Source organism: Azospirillum sp. ST 5-10 (assembly GCF_051225715.1).
GTDB lineage: Bacteria > Pseudomonadota > Alphaproteobacteria > Azospirillales > Azospirillaceae > Azospirillum.
This window is the reverse complement of record NZ_JBPJSP010000006.1, coordinates 207,276-222,915: the sequence shown is the minus strand read 5'-3', so window position 1 is coordinate 222,915 and position 15,640 is coordinate 207,276. Positions and strand designations below refer to the sequence as shown.

The window sequence follows — 15,640 nt, the reverse complement described above, 5'->3', positions numbered from 1 at the left end:
CTTCAGTCGAAGGTGAGCTGCACCTTGATGGTGCTGGACGGGTCGTTCTCGATCAGCGAGAACGCCTCGGCGGCGCGCACCGCCGGAAAGGTCTGGGTGATCATGGCCGCCGGCGTCAGCTTGCCGGCCTCCAGCCAGGCGACCACCTGCGGCAGCAGGCGCCGGTTGAGGCGGGAGCCGACCAGGGTCAGCTCCTTCTTGACGATCTCCTGCTGGATCACCGGGCAGGGACTGGGCGAGAAGCCCAGCAGGCCGATGCGCCCGGCCGGGCTGGCGACGCGGCAGGCCTCCTCCAGCAGCGCCGGGACGCCGGCGCCGTCGATGACGACCGACGGCCCGAGCCCGTCGTTCTCCCCCCGCACGGCCTCCGGCACCGGGGTGGCGGCGGGGTTGAGGGCGACGTCGGCGCCGAAGGCGCGGGCGCGCTCCAGCCGCGCCTCGTCGAGGTCGGCGACGATGCAGCGGGCGCCGTGCAGCTTGGCGACCTGCAGCACCGTCAGGCCGACCGTGCCGGCGCCGTAGACCAGCACCGTGTCGCCGGCGTCGATGCCGGTGCGGCTCAGCACGTTGGCGGCGATGGAGAAGGGCTCGGCCAGGGCGGCGATGGCGATGGGCAGGTCGCGGCTGACCTTGACGGCGTTGGCCGCCGGCACCGCCACGCGGTCGCGGAAGCCGCCGTCGCGGTGCACCCCGAACACCTCGAGGCTGGCGCAGACGTTGGAGCGGCCGACGCGGCAGGCGTAGCAGCGCCCGCACGACACCACCGGGTCGACCACCACGTGGTCGCCGGGCGCCAGCCCGTCGACGCCGTCGCCGACCGCCTCGACGACACCGGCGAACTCGTGGCCGATGATCCGGGGATACACGGCGAACGGGTTGGAGCCGTGGAGGATGTGCATGTCGGAGCCGCAGATGCCGGCCCGCTGCACGCGCACCAGAACCTCGCCGGGCGCCGCCGCCGGGGCGGCGGCGTCGGCCAGGGTCAGCACGTGGGGTTTCTCGACGGTCAGGGCAACCAAGGCTGTCGTCCTATCGGCTGGAAGGGGAATGGGGGTCAGGTTTCGAAGATGTCGTTGCCGGTCCGGGCGATCTTCTCGACCGCCGCGAAGACGGTGCGCAGGTGCTCGCGCATCGCCTCCTCCGCGCCGTCCGCGTCGTGGTCGGTGACGCGGTCGACGATGTCCCGGTGCTGGTCGAGGACCATGGCGGCCCAGCCCTCGCTGTGCAGGGCGAGGAAGCGCACCCGGTCGAGCTGCGCCTTCACGCCGACCAGCAGGTCCCACACCGCCGGACGCCCGGCGATGCGGGTCAGCTCGGCGTGGAGCGCGTCGTCGAGCGCGAAGAAGACGTCGTGGCGCTCGGGCGCCAGCGTCTCGCGCTGGCGGTCGAGGAGGCCGGTCAGGGCCGAGCGGTCGCTCGGTCCGGCGCGCTCGGCGGCGAGTCGCACGGTGCGGCACTCCAGCGTCTCGCGGACGAACTGGCTGTCGGACACGGCGCTCAACTGGATCGGCGCGACGAAGGTGCCGACCTGCGGCACGATGCGCAGATAGCCCTCGTCGGCGAGCCGGCGGAAGGCCTCGCGCACCGGCGTGCGGCTGACGCCGAAGCGCGCGGCCACCCGCGTCTCGGAGATGGCTTCGCCCGGCCGCATCTCCCCCGTCAGCACGGCGGCGCGCAGCGACTCGTACACCTCCTGGAGGCGCGGACCGCGGTGTTCGGTGGCGGTGTGGGAGAGCGGCATGACGTCCATCGCAGCAGCTTGGATACTAGTATGGCAAGTCTGCGGGCGGACGGCAAGAGGGAGGTGGCACGGCGGACGCGCCGCGGCCGCCGTTGCTCGGGATCGGGGAAAGTCCGCCGGACCGGTCGCCTTATTCCATATCCCGGGGCCGCGGCGGGAGCGGGTCGCCGGCGGCGGACGGGGAAGCCGGGGCCGGCGCCCGCGTCAGCAGGAGCGGCGTCGCGTTCGGCGGCAGCGCCGTGCCGGGGTCGCGTCCCAGCCACCAGCACAGCGCCTGCCACGTTCCGGCGTGCGCCACGACGAGCGGCGGCGGTCCGGCGCCGTCGCCGGGGAGCCGGTCGAGCGCGGCGGCGACCCGGGCGCGGAACGCGGCGAGGGATTCGCCGCCCGGCACCCGCTCGCGCAGCAGGTCGGCGGGGAGGGCCTTGCCCTCCAGCTCCCCCCAGTTCCGCTCCTCCAGGCCGACCGCCACCGACACCGGGCATCCCAGCCACCGGGCGAGGATGGCCGCGGTGTCCCGCGCCCGGCGCTGCGGGCTGGTGTGGATCGCCGGGACGCGCACGCCGGCGGCGGCGAGGCGGCGCCCGGCGTCCTCCGCCTGGGCCCGGCCGCGGGCGGTCAGCGCCACGTCGCGGGAGCCGGCGAGCCAGCCGCCGACGTTGCTCTCCGTCTCGCCGTGCCGGCAGAAGAGGACGGCGTTCAGCACGGCCATCCCCGGCGCAGGGCATCGGGGATGGCGGCGAAGTCGTCGAGCACGCCGTCGTGGGGCAGCCGGTCCAGGGGCACGCGCGCGTACCCGTACCCCATGACGTAGACCCGCCGCACGCCCGCGGCGCGGGCCGCGGCGACGTCGTGCTCGTTGTCGCCGACGAACGCCGCCTCCTGCGGCGCGGCGCCAAGCAGCCCCAGCAGGCCCAGCAGCGGTTCCGGCGACGGCTTGCGGGTGGGGTAGCTGTCGCCGCCGACGACCGCCGCGAAGGCGCCGGCGATGCCGAGGTCGGCGAGCAGCCGGCGCGTCGCCACCAGCGGCTTGTTGGTGCAGACGCCGAGCCGGACGCCGTCGTCGGCGAGCCGCCGCAGCGTCGCCGCGACGCCGGGGTAGAGAACGCTGCGCGCGCTGGGGTCGGCCTCGTAGATCTCCAGGAAGCGGCGGACCTGGGGCTCCGGATCGCCGCCCGGAACGCCGCCGGTGGCGGCGAGCGCCCGTTCGACCAGCCGCGCGACGCCGTCGCCGATGAAGCCGCGGACGGTGGCGAGATCGAGCGGCGGGCGGTCCAGCCCGGCCAGCAGGCGGTTGGCGGCGTCGTGCAGGTCGGCGACGCTGTCCACCAGCGTGCCGTCGAGGTCGAAGGCCACCGCCGTGAAGGGACGTCCGGTCATGCGCCCCTCACCGCCGCAGGAAACGGACCCGGTCCGCGGCGAGCGCGAGACCGACCGTGGTGCCCGGCGCCAGCATCGGCTCCCCCGCCTGATGGGCGCTGTCGACCTGGACCGATTGCCGGCCGAGGTCGACCGTGTAGCGGACGCTCGCGCCCAGGAACTCGCGGTGGCGCACCGTTCCCGCCAGGGCCGCGCCGGGACCGCCGGGCGGCGCCTCCCCCGGTCCGCCGATCCGCAGGTTCTGCGGCCGGAACATCAGCTTGCCGGCGGCGCCGGGGGCGGTGCCGGGCGGCAGCGGCACCAGGGCGTCGCTGCCGGCGACGGCGAAGACCGTCCCGGCGCCGCCCGGCGCCGGCCGCACCTCCCCCTCCAGCACGTTGGCGGTGCCGAGGAAGCCGGCGACGAACAGGTTGACGGGATGGTCGTACAGCTCCTGCGGCGAGCCCACCTGCTGGATGGCCCCGTCCTCCAGGACGGCGATGCGGTCGCAGATGGTGTTGGCCTCCTCCTGGTCGTGGGTGACGAAGATGGTGGTGAGGCCGAGGCGGCGCTGCAGCGCCAGCAGCTCCTGGCGCATCTGGACGCGCAGCTTGGCGTCCAGGTTGGACAGCGGCTCGTCGAGCAGCAGCACCTTGGGCTGCACGACGATGGTGCGGGCCAGCGCCACCCGCTGCTGCTGGCCGCCGGAGAGCTGGGAGGGCCGGCGGTCCGCCAGGTGGCGCAGGCCGACCAGCTCGAGCGCGGCGTCGACCCGCCGCTCCGCCTCGGCCCGCGGCACCCGCCGCTCCTCCAGGCCGAAGGCGACGTTGCGGCGCACCGTCATGTGCGGCCACAGGGCGTAGCTCTGGAAGACCATGCCGACGTCGCGCCGGTGCGGCGGCAGGGGTGCCACGTCCTGGTCGCCGACCATCACCCGCCCGCGCTGGGCGGCGTTGAACCCGGCGATCAGGCGCAGCAGCGTGGTCTTGCCGCAGCCCGACGGCCCCAGGAAGGCGAAGAACTCGCCGGGCTGGATCGACAGGTTGACGGACTTCAGCACGTGGTTGGACCCGTAGTAGAGGTCCACGTCCTCGATGCGCACCGCGACCGAGCGGTCGCCGGCCAGCGCCGAGGGGGCAAACTGGTGGGTCAAGGGTCAATCCTCCCGTCGCGTCTCGGAGGTCCGGTTGCGCTCGATGATCCGGTGCGAGGCGTAGGTCGCCAGCCCGACGATCACCACGGCGATGATGCCGAGCGCCGCACCGGGCCCGCGCCCGGCCGCCGACTGCATGTAGACGTAGAGCCCGTAGGCCAGCGGCGCGTCGCCGGACGAATGCACGAGCATGATGGTGGCGGACAGCTCCACGGCGGCCGTGGCGAAGCTGGTGATGAAGCCGGCGAGGATGCCGCCGGTCATCAGCGGCACGACGATGCGGCGCACCGTGCGCAGCTTGGTGGCGCCCAGGTTCTCCGCCGCCTCCTCCAGCGACTCGCTGACCTGCTGCAGGGCCGCCGTGCAGGCGCGCAGCGCGTAGGGCAGGCGGCGGATCGACAGGGCCACCACCAGGACCAGCCAGAAGCTGGACAGCGGCGCCCCGCTGAACGGCATGGCAACGCCGTAGAAGCTGCGCAGGTAGCCGATGCCCAGCACGACGCCGGGCACCGCCAGCGCCGCCATGGCGGTGTAGTCCAGCCATTTGCGCGCCGGCAGGCGGGTGCGCAGGACCAGGTAGGCGATGGCCGTGCCCACCACCACGTCGATCAGCGCGGCGATGGAGGCGTAGAGCAGCGTGTTGGAGATGTACTGGCCGCTCTCCAGGAACACAGTGCCGTAGTGCTTGAGCGTGAAGGCGTCGGGCAGCGGGCTGAAGGACCAGATGGTGGCGACCGACAGCAGCGCCAGGCCGATGTGCGGCGCCAGCACCAGGAACAGGATCAGCAGCACGACGGCGTAGGCGGCGGCCTGCTCCCACGGCCGCATGCGCCGGCGCGCCAGCCCGCCGCCGCCGCGCTGCACGGTGGCGTAGTCCTTGCCGCGCATCGCCAGGGCCGAGATCCACAGCGCCGCCAGCGAGCAGGCGATCAGCACCACCGAGATCACGTAGCCCATGGGGTCGGCGAGGCCGATGGAGGAGATCCGCAGATAGGCCTGCGGCGCCAGCATGTCGTTGACGTTCAGCAGGAGCGGCGTGCCGAGGTCGTCGAACACCTTGATGAAGACCAGCGAGGCGCCGGCGACGTAGCCGGGCATGGCCAGCGGGAAGACGATGCGGCGGAACAGCCGGAAGCCGTGGCAGCCCAGGTTCTGCGCCGATTCCTCCATGGCCCGGTCGATCGCCTTCAGGCTGGCCGAGACGTTGATCAGGATGAAGGGGAAGTAGTGGATGCTCTGCACGAAGATGACGCCGTTCAGCCCTTCCATGAACGGGACCGAGACGCCGAAATGGTCGCGCAGCAGCAGGTTGACCGTGCCGTTGCGCCCGAACAGGAGCTGCATGGCGACGGCGCCGATGAAGGGCGGCATGATCAGCGGGATGACGCCCAGGCTCTGGATCAGGATGGCGCCGCGGAACTCGAACCGTGTCGTCAGGTAGGCCAGCGGCATGGCCAGCGCGGTCGCCACCAGCACCGACATGGCGGAGACGTAGACGGAGTTGCCGAACGACCGCATGAACAGGTCGTTGCGGAAGAAGTCGACGAAGTTGATCAAGGTGAAGGCGCCGGTCGTCTTGTCCTGGAAGGCGACGAAGACGACCTGGACGACCGGCACGACGAGGAACAGCAGCAGGAACAGCGCGATCAGCAGCGCCACCCCCGCCTGTCCCGGCCGGATGCCGGCGAGGCCGGCGAAGCGGGAGCGCGGCAGCGCGAGAGAGGTCATGGCGGAGACTTTCCGGACGCGGAATCGGGGTGGGCGGCGGGGGCGGGCCCGGCCGGCGCCGGACCCGCCCGTGCGGATCAGTCGACCAGCGCCAGCGCCTCCTCGGCCTTCTCGCGGGCGGCGGCGTAGTTGGCCTTGCCGAAGGCGGCCCACTTGCGCTCCAGCTCCGCCTGGCGCTCGGGCACCTCGTCCTTGGCGGACTTGCGCTCCACGGTGAAGGCGCCGGCGATCTGCGGGTCGGCGGCCTCCGCCGCGCTGATCGGCATGGCGGCGACGAGGTCGCGCGCCTCGCCGACCAGCGCCTTGGCCTTGTCGTCCGGCGTCTTCTCCAGCGCCGTCTCGGCCTGCTGGATGGCGCGGGTGGCCGCCTTCAGGTCGTCGAGCTGGAAGGTGACGAGCTGGTCGTAGAGCGCGTCGACGACGTTGTAGCGGGCCTGCGAGACGTCGACGTCGAAGTCGACGGCGGCGCCCAGCGAGGTGTCCTTGAACGGGTTCGGGTAGTCGGCCGGAGCCTTGGCGTAGGTCGCCGGGTTGACCGGCAGGCGGCGGATCTCCGGCTTCAGCAGCACCTCCTGGCCCTCGGGCGACAGGATGAAGTCGACGAACGCCTCCGCCGCCGCCTGGTTCGGCGGGTTCTTCACGATGCCGATGTTGGCCGGCACGATGGTCGTCACCGTGGGGTAGGCGAACTCCACCGGGAAGCCGGAGGCCTGGGAGGACAGGGCGAAGAAGTCGATGACGATGCCGATGCCGAAGCTGCCGGTGTTGACCCCGTCGGGCACGCCGAAGCTGCGCTCGGTGATCGTGCGGAAGTTGCCGGACATCGCCTTCAGCGTCCGCCAGCCCTTCTCCCAGCCCTCGCCCTGGAGGATCGTCTCCACCGTCAGGTGCGTGGTGCCGGAGCGCGACGGCGCCGACATGGCGACGTGGTCGAAATAGACGGGCGCCGCGAGGTCGGCCCACTCCTTGGGCGGCGGCAGCTCGTTGGCCTTCATGTAGCGGGTGTTCCACATGATGCCGTAGCCCGACGCCGCGAAGCCGCTGTAGTAGCCCTCGGGATCGTTCACGGGGTAGGCGCCCACCTTCTGCGGGATGCCCTCGACCTTGGGCCGGTACTGCTGGAGGAGTCCGGCGCCCTTCAGCACCTCGAAGGCGTCGGGGGCGGACACCCAGTAGAGGTCGGAGGCGTTGTTGGAGGCGGTCTCCTGGAGGTACTTCACGCCCGCGTTGGTGTTGCGGTTCATGATCTCCACGTCGACCTTGGGGTGGGCCTTCTCGAAGGCCTGCTCGAAGGCCGAGGTCAGGTCCTTGGGGAACGAGGTGACGACCACCAGCTTGCCCGACGGCTCCGCGGCGACGGCGGCGGTGGTGGAGAGCAGCGCGGCGGTGAACGCCGTCGCCAGGGTGAGGCGCCTCATGGCCATCTTGGTTTTCCTCCCGGAATGGTTGGTGGCCCCGCAATCAGCAAGAGGCGGGCCAACCGCCCGCTCCTTGTCCGGCAAGGGCCTGCCGCCCGGGCATGGGTCGCGCAGGGAACCGCTGCGGCGCAGCATGGGTCAGGACGGGAACAGGGCGACCGTCAGCCCGGACCGTCATTGCCGGACCGCCATCCCGGACCGCCGCCGCGGCTCCGCGCCGGACCCGACTTTGCCCGAATAGTGCAAATCTTTACCAGCATCGTCCATTCCGCCGCATGCCGTACCGGTCTACAGTCCAATGGTCCGCGGGGCGGATGGCCTGCCGGGGCAACCGACGGCCAGCGGTGCGGTTCTTCGTTCCAAACACGCGCTGAACAAAGGCTTGAGACACGGCACGACGCAATCGCCGCCGCCGGCGGTGCGGCCTCTCGGGATGGCCAACCGGAACGCGTTCGGACGAACAGGCCGCCCGGCGGCCGGCCGTCGACCAGCCAAGCCTGGGCAAACTCATCGGGGAAGTCATGAAAGTCCAAGTTTGCATCATCGGAGGCGGGCCGTCCGGGCTGCTGCTGTCCCAGCTTCTGCACCTCAGGGGCGTCGACACCATCGTGCTGGAGAAGCACAGCCGTGAGCACGTCCTGGGCCGCATCCGGGCGGGCGTGCTGGAGCACGGCTTCGCCGCCCTGATGCGCGAGGCGCAATGCGGCGAACGCATGGACCGCGAGGGGGAGATCCACGACGGCTTCTTCATCGCGCACGACGGGGTGATGGACCGCGTCGACCTGCACAAGCACTCCGGCGGCAGTTCGGTGGTCGTCTACGGCCAGACCGAATTGACCCGCGACCTCTACGAGGCGCGCGACCGGATGAACGGCAAGGTCGTCCACAACGCCGCGGACGTCATGCCGCACGACCTGGACAGCGACGCCCCGTACGTCACCTACCGCGACGGCGACCGGATCGTCCGCATCGATTGCGACTACGTGATCGGTGCCGACGGCTTTCACGGGGTCAGCCGCAAGTCGATCCCGAGGGAGGTCCTGCGCGAGTACGAACGGGTCTATCCGTTCGGCTGGCTCGGCGTGCTGTCCCAGACCAAGCCGGTGTCGCCGGAGCTGATCTACTGCAAGCATGAGCGCGGCTTCGCCCTGTGCTCCCTGCGCTCGCAGGTGCTCAGCCGCTATTACATCCAGGTGCCGCTGACCGACACCGTCGAGGACTGGTCGGATGAGGCGTTCTGGGAGGAGCTCAAGCGCCGCCTGCCCACCGAAATCGCCGCCTCGCTGGTCACCGGGCCGTCGATCGAAAAGAGCATCGCCCCCTTGCGCAGCTTCGTCGCCGAACCGATGCGCTACGGCCGCCTGTTCCTGGCGGGCGATGCCGCCCACATCGTGCCGCCGACCGGAGCGCGTGGCCTGAACAGCGCGGCGTCGGACATCTATTACCTGTATCACGCCATGGTCGACCATTACGAAAAGGGCGACGACGCGGGCCTCGACGACTACTCCCGAAAGGCCCTGGCCCGGGTTTGGAAGGCGCAGCGGTTCTCCTGGTGGATGACCATGCTGCTGCACCGCTTCCCGGACCACACCCCTTACGAGGACAAGCTGCAGTCGACCGATCTGGGGTACCTGTTCTCGTCGGAAAGGGCGCTCGGATCGTTGGCGGAGAACTATGTCGGGCTGCCCTTCTGATCACGCCGGCGGCGGTCCGGAGGCGAGGGGGGCGGTCCGTCCGGCCCGCGGTGCGGCCGTCCGCCCGCCTCACTCCTCCGCGTAGTCCGCCTTGTGCAGGCCGTGGTGGCGCATCTTCAGGTACAGGGTCTTGCGGGTGATGCCGAGGCGCTCCGCCGTCTCGCCGATGCGGCCGCCGCAGCGGGCGAGCGCGGCCTCGACGAGCTGGCGCTCGACCCGGTCGAGCTGGTCGGCCAGCGGACGGACGTCCGGCTCCGGCGCGGCCTCGCCCGGCAGTCCCGCACCCCCCGGCGCCAGGCCGTCGCCGAGGCCCAGCGCCATCCGCTCGGCGGCGTTGCGCAGCTCGCGCACGTTGCCGGGCCAGGGGTGGGCGGCGAGGCGGGCCAGCGTCGCCGGGCCCACAGCCGGGCCCACAGCCGGGACGGGGCGGCGGGCGCGCAGGGCGGCGGCGTCGAGGAAATGGCGCAGCAGCAGCGGCACGTCGTCCGGCCGCTCGCGCAGGGGAGGCAGCGGCACGGTGACGACGTTCAGCCGGTAATAGAGGTCCTCGCGGAAGCGGCCCTGCGACGCCAGCGCCAGCAGGTCGACCTTGGTGGCGGCGACGACGCGCAGGTCCAGCGGGATCGGGCGGTTGCCGCCGACCCGCTCCACCACGCGCTCCTGCAGCACGCGCAGCAGCTTGACCTGGACGTGCAGCGGCATGCTCTCGATCTCGTCGAGGAACAGGGTGCCGCCGTCGGCGTGCTCCAGCTTGCCGATGCGCCGGCCCTGGGCGCCGGTGAAGGCGCCGGGCTCGTGGCCGAACAGCTCGCTCTCCAGGATCGTCTCGGGCAGGGCGCCGCAGTTCAGCGCGACGAAATGGCCGCCGCGCCGCCGCCCGAAATCGTGCAGGCTGCGCGCCACCAGCTCCTTGCCGGTGCCGGTCTCGCCGAGGATCAGCACGTCGACCTCGGCGTCGGCCAGCGCCGCCACCGTCGCCCGCAGCCGCTCCACCGCCGGGGAACGGCCGATGATGCGCGCCTCCAGCCCGCCGCTGCCGGCCAGGCGGTCGCGCAGCGCCCGGTTCTCCAGCACCAGCCGGCGGTGTTCCAGGGCGCGGCGCACCACCTCGACGAGGTGGTCGGGCTCGGCCGGCTTCTCGATGAAGTCGTAGGCGCCCTCGCGCACCGCCCGCATCGCCATGGGGATGTCGCCGTGGCCGGTGATCAGCACCACCGGCAGCTCCGGGTCGATGGCGCGCACCGCCTCCATCAGGGCGAAGCCGTCGAGGTCGGGCATCCGCACGTCGCTGACGACGACGCCGGGCCAGGACCGCCCGAGCCGCGCCAGCGCCGGCCGGGCGGCCGCCTCGGCCAGCACCGCGAAGCCCTCCAGCTCGAGGGTCTGGCGGCTGGAGTGCAGGACTTCGCGGTCGTCGTCGACCAGCACGATGGGGTCCCCGGTGGTCATGGGCGGCTCATGCGCGGTTGAGGGTGATGGCGAAGGCGGTGCCTTCGGGGCCGCTCGACGCGACCGCCAGCACGCCCCCGAAGTCCTTGACGATGTTGTACGAGATCGACAGGCCGAGGCCCAGCCCGGCGCCCGGCGGCTTGGTGGTGTAGAAGGGGTCGAAGACCTGGGCCGCGGCGTCGGCGGGGATGCCGGGTCCGCTGTCGCGCACCTCGATGCGCACCGTGCCCTCCCCGTCCGGCCGCGCCGCCACGGCCAGCCGGCGGCAGTCCCGGCCGGCGACGGCGTCCAGCCCGTTGCCCAGCAGGTTGACCAGCACCTGCTCCAGCCGCACCTCCTCGGCGCGCACGCGCAGCGGCTCGCCCGGCAGGTCGAGGTCGACCGCCACGCCCTCGGCCCGCAGCCGCCCGGCGAACAGGGACAGCGCCCCGTGCACCACCGGCGCCAGCTCCACCGCGCCCACCCGGCTGTCGGGGCGCCGCGCGAAGCGCTTGAGATGGTTGGTGATGCCGGCCATGCGCTGGGTCAGCTCGGCGATGCGGGCGAGGTTGCCGGCGGCCTCCGCGACCCGGCCGCGGGCGATCAGCTTGCCGCCGTTGTGGGCGTAGGAGCGGATGGCGGCCAGCGGCTGGTTCAGCTCGTGCCCGACGCCGGCGGCGAGCTGGCCGAGCGCCGCCAGCTTGGCGGCCTGCACCAGCTCGGTCTGCGCCTCGCGGAACAGATGCAGGGCGTCGGCCATCTCGCTCAGCTCGTCGCCGCCGCCGCGCGGGATGGCGACCGTCAGGTTGCCCGCGGCCAGCTCGTGGGCGGCGGTGCTCAGCGCCGCGATGCGCGAGACGAGGCGGCGGCGCACGTAGAACCAGCCGACGGCCACGGCGACCAGCAGGCTCGCCAGCGCCACCGCCAGCAGGGTCGAGCGCCCCTGTTCCACGGCGACGGCGGCACGGGCGGCGGCGCGGTGCGAGGCCGCCTCCACCGCCTGCACCCGCTCGGCGATGCGGCGGTTCAGGGCGGCGACCAGCCCGCGGTTGGCGGCCAGCAGCTCCTGCCCCTCGGCGACGGTCGCCAGCTCGGCCCGCCGCAGGGCGGGCAGCCCGTCCTCGCCCTGCCCGAGGTCGAGCAGCCGCGCCACCACCTGCGACAGGCTGAGGGCGTCCGGCCAGGTGCCCAGCGCCGCGACGTCGCGGCGCAGCAGCGCCGCCGTCTCGTCCAGGAAGGCGGCGGTGTCGTCCAGCGCCTCCGGCGTCGCCAGGGTGGCGGCGCGGGCGATCAGGCCGACCGCCAGGTTGCCGTTGGCGCCGATCTGCAGCACCGCCTCGCTCTTGCGGTTCTCGTCGCGCAGGATCTGCACCGCCCCGCCCGGGGTGGCGACGCCGGCGGCCGCCTCGACGGTGGCGAGCGCGCTCTGGATGTTGAAGCGGGCGTCGGCGACCAGCGGCTCGATCTCGTCGAGGAAGTCGGCGTGCAGCCAGCGCAGGCGCTCCACGGCCTCCTGGTTGTGGCGGGCCAGGGCGAAGCGGCGGCGCACGTTGGCGTCCAGCGCGCCCAGGTTGCCGGCCAGCGCCTCCACCAGCGGCGCCAGCTCGGCCGCCGGCCCGCCCGTGCCCCGTTCGATCCCGGCAAGCAGGTGGCGCAGCGTGGCGAGGCGGCGCGCCAGGTCGGCGCGGATCGCGGCGACCTCGTCCTCGGTGCGGGCGGCGGCGAGGATCGGCGCGGTGGCGATGATGCCGCCCCCCTCCTCGGCCAGGCGCGCCGCCAGGCCGAGCGCCGGCAGCTGCCCGTCGGCGATGTCGGCGAGGCTGCGGCTCAGCCGGTCGTAGGACAGCCAGCCGATGACGCAGGCCACCACCGACAGCGCCGCCACCGCCGCGAAGGCCAGCAGCAGGCGGCCGCGGATGCCCAGCCGCGCCGGCGCCGCGCCGCTCACGGCGCCGTTCCCGGCGCGTCCGCCACGGGCGGCGCGGCGAGGCGGGCGGCGGCGCGCTCGGCCAACGCCAGCGCCCGCTCCAGGTTGCGCTGGGAGAAGGCGCGCCAGTCGCGCTCCAGCTCCGCTTGGCGGGCCAACACCGGCACCCCGCGCGACGAGCGCCTGAGGTCGGCCACCAGCGCCGGATCGGCCGCCGCCGCCGCGTCCACCGGCACCGCCTGCGCCAGGTCGCGCGCCTGGCGCAGCAGGTCGGCGGCGGACGGGTGGAAGCGGCCGGCCAGCCGCGCCTCGCCGTCGTGGATCACCTGCCAGACGCGGTTCAGCGTCTTCAGGCGGAAGGTGATCAGCTCGTCGAACAGCAGGTTGACCAGCTCGTAGCGGCTGCTCGACAGGGTGCGGTCGAAGACGAAGCGGTCGTCCTCGCCGCTCTCGGCGAAGGGGTCGGGATAGCCTTCGGGGGCCGCGGCGTAGGCGTCGGGGCGCACCGGCAGCCGGCGGATGCCGGGGTGCAGCAGCAGCGCCTGCCCCGGCGGCGACAGCAGGAAGTCGACGAAGGCGCCGGCCCCGGCCGGGTTGGGGGCGTCGCGCAGGACGGCGACGCTGGCCGGCAGGAAGACGTTGACCGTGGGATAGGCGAAGCGGATGCCGTCCGTCGCCGCGGTGGCCGAGGTGCCGAGGAAGTCGATGGTCAGGCCGACGCCGAAGCGGCCCTTGGCGACGCCGTCGGGGACGCCGTAGCTGCGCGCCGTCACGGTCGCCAGGTTGCCGGCGATCTCCAGCCAGGTCGCCCAGCCCCGCTCCCAGCCCTGGAGCTGCAGCACGGTCTCCACCATCAGGTGCATGGTGCCCGAGCGCGACGGCGCGGTGATGCCGATGTGCCGGAAATAGTCCGGCCGCTTCAGGTCCTCCCAGCCCCGCGGCGCCGGCAGCCCGTGGCGCTCCAGGTAGCCGGCGTTCCACACCAGCCCGTAGCCCGACAGGGCGAAGCCGAGATAGGTGCCGTCGGGGTCGTCGAGGGGCTGGTTGCCGACGGTGTCCGGCGCGCCGGTCGGCCGCGGCGCGATCGGCGCCAGCCGGTCGGCCGCCTTCAGCACCTCGAAGGCGTCGGGCGCCGAGGCCCAGAAGACGTCGACGCGCTCGTCCGTGCGGTCCTGGATGCGGGCGATGGCGGCGGTGGTCTTGCGGTTGAGCAGCCGCAGGCGCAGCCCCGGGTGGGCCGCCTCGAAGGCGTCACGGAACGGCTCGTAGAAGGACGCCGGGAACGAGGTCATGACGGTGACCACGCCGCCGGGCTCCGCCGCCGCGGCCCCGCCGGCGGCCAGCACCGCCAGCGCCGCGAGGCAGCCAGCCGCCGCCGACCGCACGAACCGTACCGCCACACGCACCATCCCGCCTCCGGAAAATCCGCCGGTGCGTCCTAGCACACATCCGGCGCCCCCGTCAGGCGGTCGGAGGCGCCGCCCGGCGATCGCCGGGCCGGCGGGGCGCCTCAGCCCCGTCCCGTCCGTTCCAGGAAGCGCTCGAACACCTCCAAGGTCTCGGCGCTGACGTGGTGCTCGATGCCCTCGGCGTCGAGCCGGGCCGTCTCCGGGCTGACGCCGACCGCGCACAGGAACGCCTCGACCACCTGGTGGCGGACCCGGCTGCGCTCGGCCACGGCCCGCCCCTCGTCGGTCAGGAACACGCCGCGGTACGGGCGCTGGGTGACGAAGCCGTCCTTGGCGAGGCGGCGCAGCATCTTCGCCACGGTCGGCTGGGCGACGCCCAGGCGGGCGGCGATGTCGACCTGGCGCGCCTCGCCATGATCGTCGATCAGATCGGCGATCAGCTCCAGATAGTCCTCCACCAGCTCCAGCCGGCGCGCGCTGCGCGCCTGCCGGAAGCTCTCGGCCCGGGCATCGTCGTCGGGAACGGTGTCGGAAAGGCCGTCGGGATCGCCGTCCGGATCGCCGTCGGGAACGCCATCGGACAAGGGGCTGCGCCTCCGCTGCGGGTCTGTCCCGCCAAGGCAGCACGAATTCTTAGCCGAAGCAATCTTTTTTGCCCGCTCCGGCGCGGCGGCCGCCGTGTCACTCCGGCTGGCGTCGTCACATCGACGGGGGCGGCCCGCCGGCGGTGACGGCGTTCTCGCCGAAGGTCGCCGCTCTGGCATGCCCGCCACCAGTTCCCGCGCGATCGTCCGGCATGCGATCCGGTTCCATCTCCGGTTCACGCCGAGCCACCGGGATGACGAGGACCGGCTGGCCGAACGCGGCATCGAGGTGCCCTATGACACGGCCCGCCGCCGGGTTGCGACGCTCGGACCGGTCATCGCCGGCACCTTTATTTTTCAGGCTGGGGGCGTGGGGGCACTGCGTTGCGCGAAATACTGAGCGGGAGTGCTCCCCAGGGCCTTCTTGAACATCGTGATGAATGCGTTGACCGATTCGTACCCCAGTCCGGCCGCGACATTCTGCACCGTCTCGCCGCTCGCCAACTCACGAAGGGCGACAACGAGGTGGAGTTGCTGTCGCCAGCGTCCGAACGTCAGCCCTGTCTCGCGGATCAACAGGCGCGCCAATGATCTTTCACTCATCGCGACCCGCTTCGCCCAGTCGCCCAAGGTGCTGCGGTCTGAAGGCTCGGCTGTCAGAGCGTCGGCGATCGCCCGGATCTTCGGATTGCTGGAAATCGGCAGATTGAACCGCTCGCGCGGCATTTCCGCGAGTTCGTCCAGTACCACCCGCGCAATCCGGGCGGCATGGCTGTCGGCAAGATAATCCGCGCGCTCGCGAGCAAGGCGCTCGACCATTTCCCGGATCATCGGAGAAATCGAAAGCGTGCAACTGTTCTCAGGCAGTTTTGCCGCTTCCGGTTCCACGAACAGATAGTTGAGCCGCGCATTTGCCGTTGCGCGGGCGCTGTGCGGCACACCACCCGGAACCCACACCCCGCAATTGGGGGGCACGATCCAGATTTCGTTGCCCGCAGTGCAGGTGACGGCCCCGTGCAAGGCGAGGATCAACTGACCCTTCCGATGCACATGCAAAGGCACTTCCGCCTCGTGATCCGCGAAATCGAGCTTGTGGGCGACCGCGGGCAGACGCGTCAGGTCGGGATCGAAAACGGCAACGGCGGATCGCGACATGGGCATGAGAATGGCCGTTTTTAGGTATTTTATGGCACAATACC

Annotated in this window: 14 protein-coding genes; 2 read left to right on the top strand and 12 right to left on the bottom strand. The window is 72.5% G+C overall.

Annotated features, from left to right (window positions below; genetic code table 11):
* Positions 1-2 precede the first annotated feature (2 nt).
* From ACSBPG_RS09910 to ACSBPG_RS09880, 7 genes are all read right to left on the bottom strand, one after another.
* Positions 3-1,019 (bottom strand): Zn-dependent oxidoreductase, encoded by a 1,017-nt coding sequence (locus ACSBPG_RS09910; RefSeq protein ID WP_435536990.1) that lies wholly within the window; start codon positions 1,017-1,019, stop codon positions 3-5.
* A 35-nt stretch (positions 1,020-1,054) separates the two neighbouring features.
* Positions 1,055-1,741, bottom strand: a complete 687-nt coding sequence (locus tag ACSBPG_RS09905; RefSeq protein ID WP_435536989.1) for a GntR family transcriptional regulator — start codon at positions 1,739-1,741, stop codon at positions 1,055-1,057.
* 130 nt (positions 1,742-1,871) lie between these two features.
* Positions 1,872-2,447 carry a histidine phosphatase family protein gene (locus ACSBPG_RS09900; RefSeq protein WP_435536988.1) on the bottom strand — a complete coding sequence of 192 codons (576 nt, stop codon included), beginning with the start codon at positions 2,445-2,447 and terminating at the stop codon, positions 1,872-1,874.
* Positions 2,441-3,121, bottom strand: coding sequence for a phosphoglycolate phosphatase (gph, locus tag ACSBPG_RS09895; protein ID WP_435536987.1), 681 nt, complete (start codon positions 3,119-3,121; stop codon positions 2,441-2,443). The genes ACSBPG_RS09900 and gph overlap by 7 nt, the downstream gene beginning before the upstream one ends.
* A 7-nt stretch (positions 3,122-3,128) precedes the next feature.
* A complete protein-coding gene (locus tag ACSBPG_RS09890; protein ID WP_435536986.1) occupies positions 3,129-4,253 on the bottom strand; it encodes an ABC transporter ATP-binding protein in 1,125 nt (374 codons plus the stop codon).
* Positions 4,254-4,256: 3 nt separating this feature from the next.
* Positions 4,257-5,981 carry an ABC transporter permease gene (locus ACSBPG_RS09885; RefSeq protein WP_435536985.1) on the bottom strand — a complete coding sequence of 575 codons (1,725 nt, stop codon included), beginning with the start codon at positions 5,979-5,981 and terminating at the stop codon, positions 4,257-4,259.
* A 77-nt stretch (positions 5,982-6,058) separates the two neighbouring features.
* Positions 6,059-7,405, bottom strand: coding sequence for an ABC transporter substrate-binding protein (locus tag ACSBPG_RS09880; RefSeq protein ID WP_435536984.1), 1,347 nt, complete (start codon positions 7,403-7,405; stop codon positions 6,059-6,061).
* Positions 7,406-7,920: 515 nt separating this feature from the next.
* On the opposite strand from ACSBPG_RS09880, the gene pobA reads away from it, so the two are divergent.
* Positions 7,921-9,093, top strand: coding sequence for a 4-hydroxybenzoate 3-monooxygenase (gene pobA / locus ACSBPG_RS09875; protein ID WP_435536983.1), 1,173 nt, complete (start codon positions 7,921-7,923; stop codon positions 9,091-9,093).
* Between the two features lie 69 nt (positions 9,094-9,162).
* On the opposite strand, the gene ACSBPG_RS09870 is transcribed toward pobA, so the two are convergent.
* The 4 genes from ACSBPG_RS09870 to mntR form a co-directional block, all read right to left on the bottom strand.
* Positions 9,163-10,542, bottom strand: coding sequence for a sigma-54-dependent transcriptional regulator (locus ACSBPG_RS09870; RefSeq protein ID WP_435536982.1), 1,380 nt, complete (start codon positions 10,540-10,542; stop codon positions 9,163-9,165).
* 7 nt (positions 10,543-10,549) lie between these two features.
* Entirely contained in the window at positions 10,550-12,469 is a 1,920-nt protein-coding gene (locus tag ACSBPG_RS09865) for an ATP-binding protein (protein ID WP_435536981.1), read from the bottom strand.
* Positions 12,466-13,848 carry an ABC transporter substrate-binding protein gene (locus tag ACSBPG_RS09860; RefSeq protein WP_435536980.1) on the bottom strand — a complete coding sequence of 461 codons (1,383 nt, stop codon included), beginning with the start codon at positions 13,846-13,848 and terminating at the stop codon, positions 12,466-12,468. The genes ACSBPG_RS09865 and ACSBPG_RS09860 overlap by 4 nt, the downstream gene beginning before the upstream one ends.
* Positions 13,849-13,958: 110 nt before the next feature.
* Entirely contained in the window at positions 13,959-14,441 is a 483-nt protein-coding gene (mntR, locus tag ACSBPG_RS09855) for a manganese-binding transcriptional regulator MntR (RefSeq protein WP_435536979.1), read from the bottom strand.
* Between the two features lie 178 nt (positions 14,442-14,619).
* On the opposite strand from mntR, the gene ACSBPG_RS09850 reads away from it, so the two are divergent.
* Positions 14,620-14,841 carry a hypothetical protein gene (locus ACSBPG_RS09850; RefSeq protein WP_435536978.1) on the top strand — a complete coding sequence of 74 codons (222 nt, stop codon included), beginning with the start codon at positions 14,620-14,622 and terminating at the stop codon, positions 14,839-14,841.
* Here the strand turns inward: ACSBPG_RS09850 and ACSBPG_RS09845 are convergent.
* Entirely contained in the window at positions 14,799-15,602 is an 804-nt protein-coding gene (locus ACSBPG_RS09845; protein WP_435536977.1) for an AraC family transcriptional regulator, read from the bottom strand. The two genes, ACSBPG_RS09850 and ACSBPG_RS09845, sit on opposite strands and share 43 nt — an antisense overlap.
* Positions 15,603-15,640: the final 38 nt, after the last annotated feature.

Excerpts from the sequence above, each read along its gene's own strand:
- ACSBPG_RS09905 (WP_435536989.1), bottom strand. The coding sequence starts at position 1,741 with ATGCCGCTCTCCCACACCGCCACCGAACACCGCGGTCCGCGCCTCCAG.
- gph (WP_435536987.1), bottom strand. The coding sequence starts at position 3,121 with ATGACCGGACGTCCCTTCACGGCGGTGGCCTTCGACCTCGACGGCACG.
- ACSBPG_RS09885 (WP_435536985.1), bottom strand. The coding sequence starts at position 5,981 with ATGACCTCTCTCGCGCTGCCGCGCTCCCGCTTCGCCGGCCTCGCCGGC.
- ACSBPG_RS09880 (WP_435536984.1), bottom strand. The coding sequence starts at position 7,405 with ATGGCCATGAGGCGCCTCACCCTGGCGACGGCGTTCACCGCCGCGCTG.
- pobA (WP_435536983.1), top strand. The coding sequence starts at position 7,921 with ATGAAAGTCCAAGTTTGCATCATCGGAGGCGGGCCGTCCGGGCTGCTG.
- ACSBPG_RS09870 (WP_435536982.1), bottom strand. The coding sequence starts at position 10,542 with ATGACCACCGGGGACCCCATCGTGCTGGTCGACGACGACCGCGAAGTC.
- ACSBPG_RS09850 (WP_435536978.1), top strand. The coding sequence starts at position 14,620 with ATGCCCGCCACCAGTTCCCGCGCGATCGTCCGGCATGCGATCCGGTTC.
- ACSBPG_RS09845 (WP_435536977.1), bottom strand. The coding sequence starts at position 15,602 with ATGCCCATGTCGCGATCCGCCGTTGCCGTTTTCGATCCCGACCTGACG.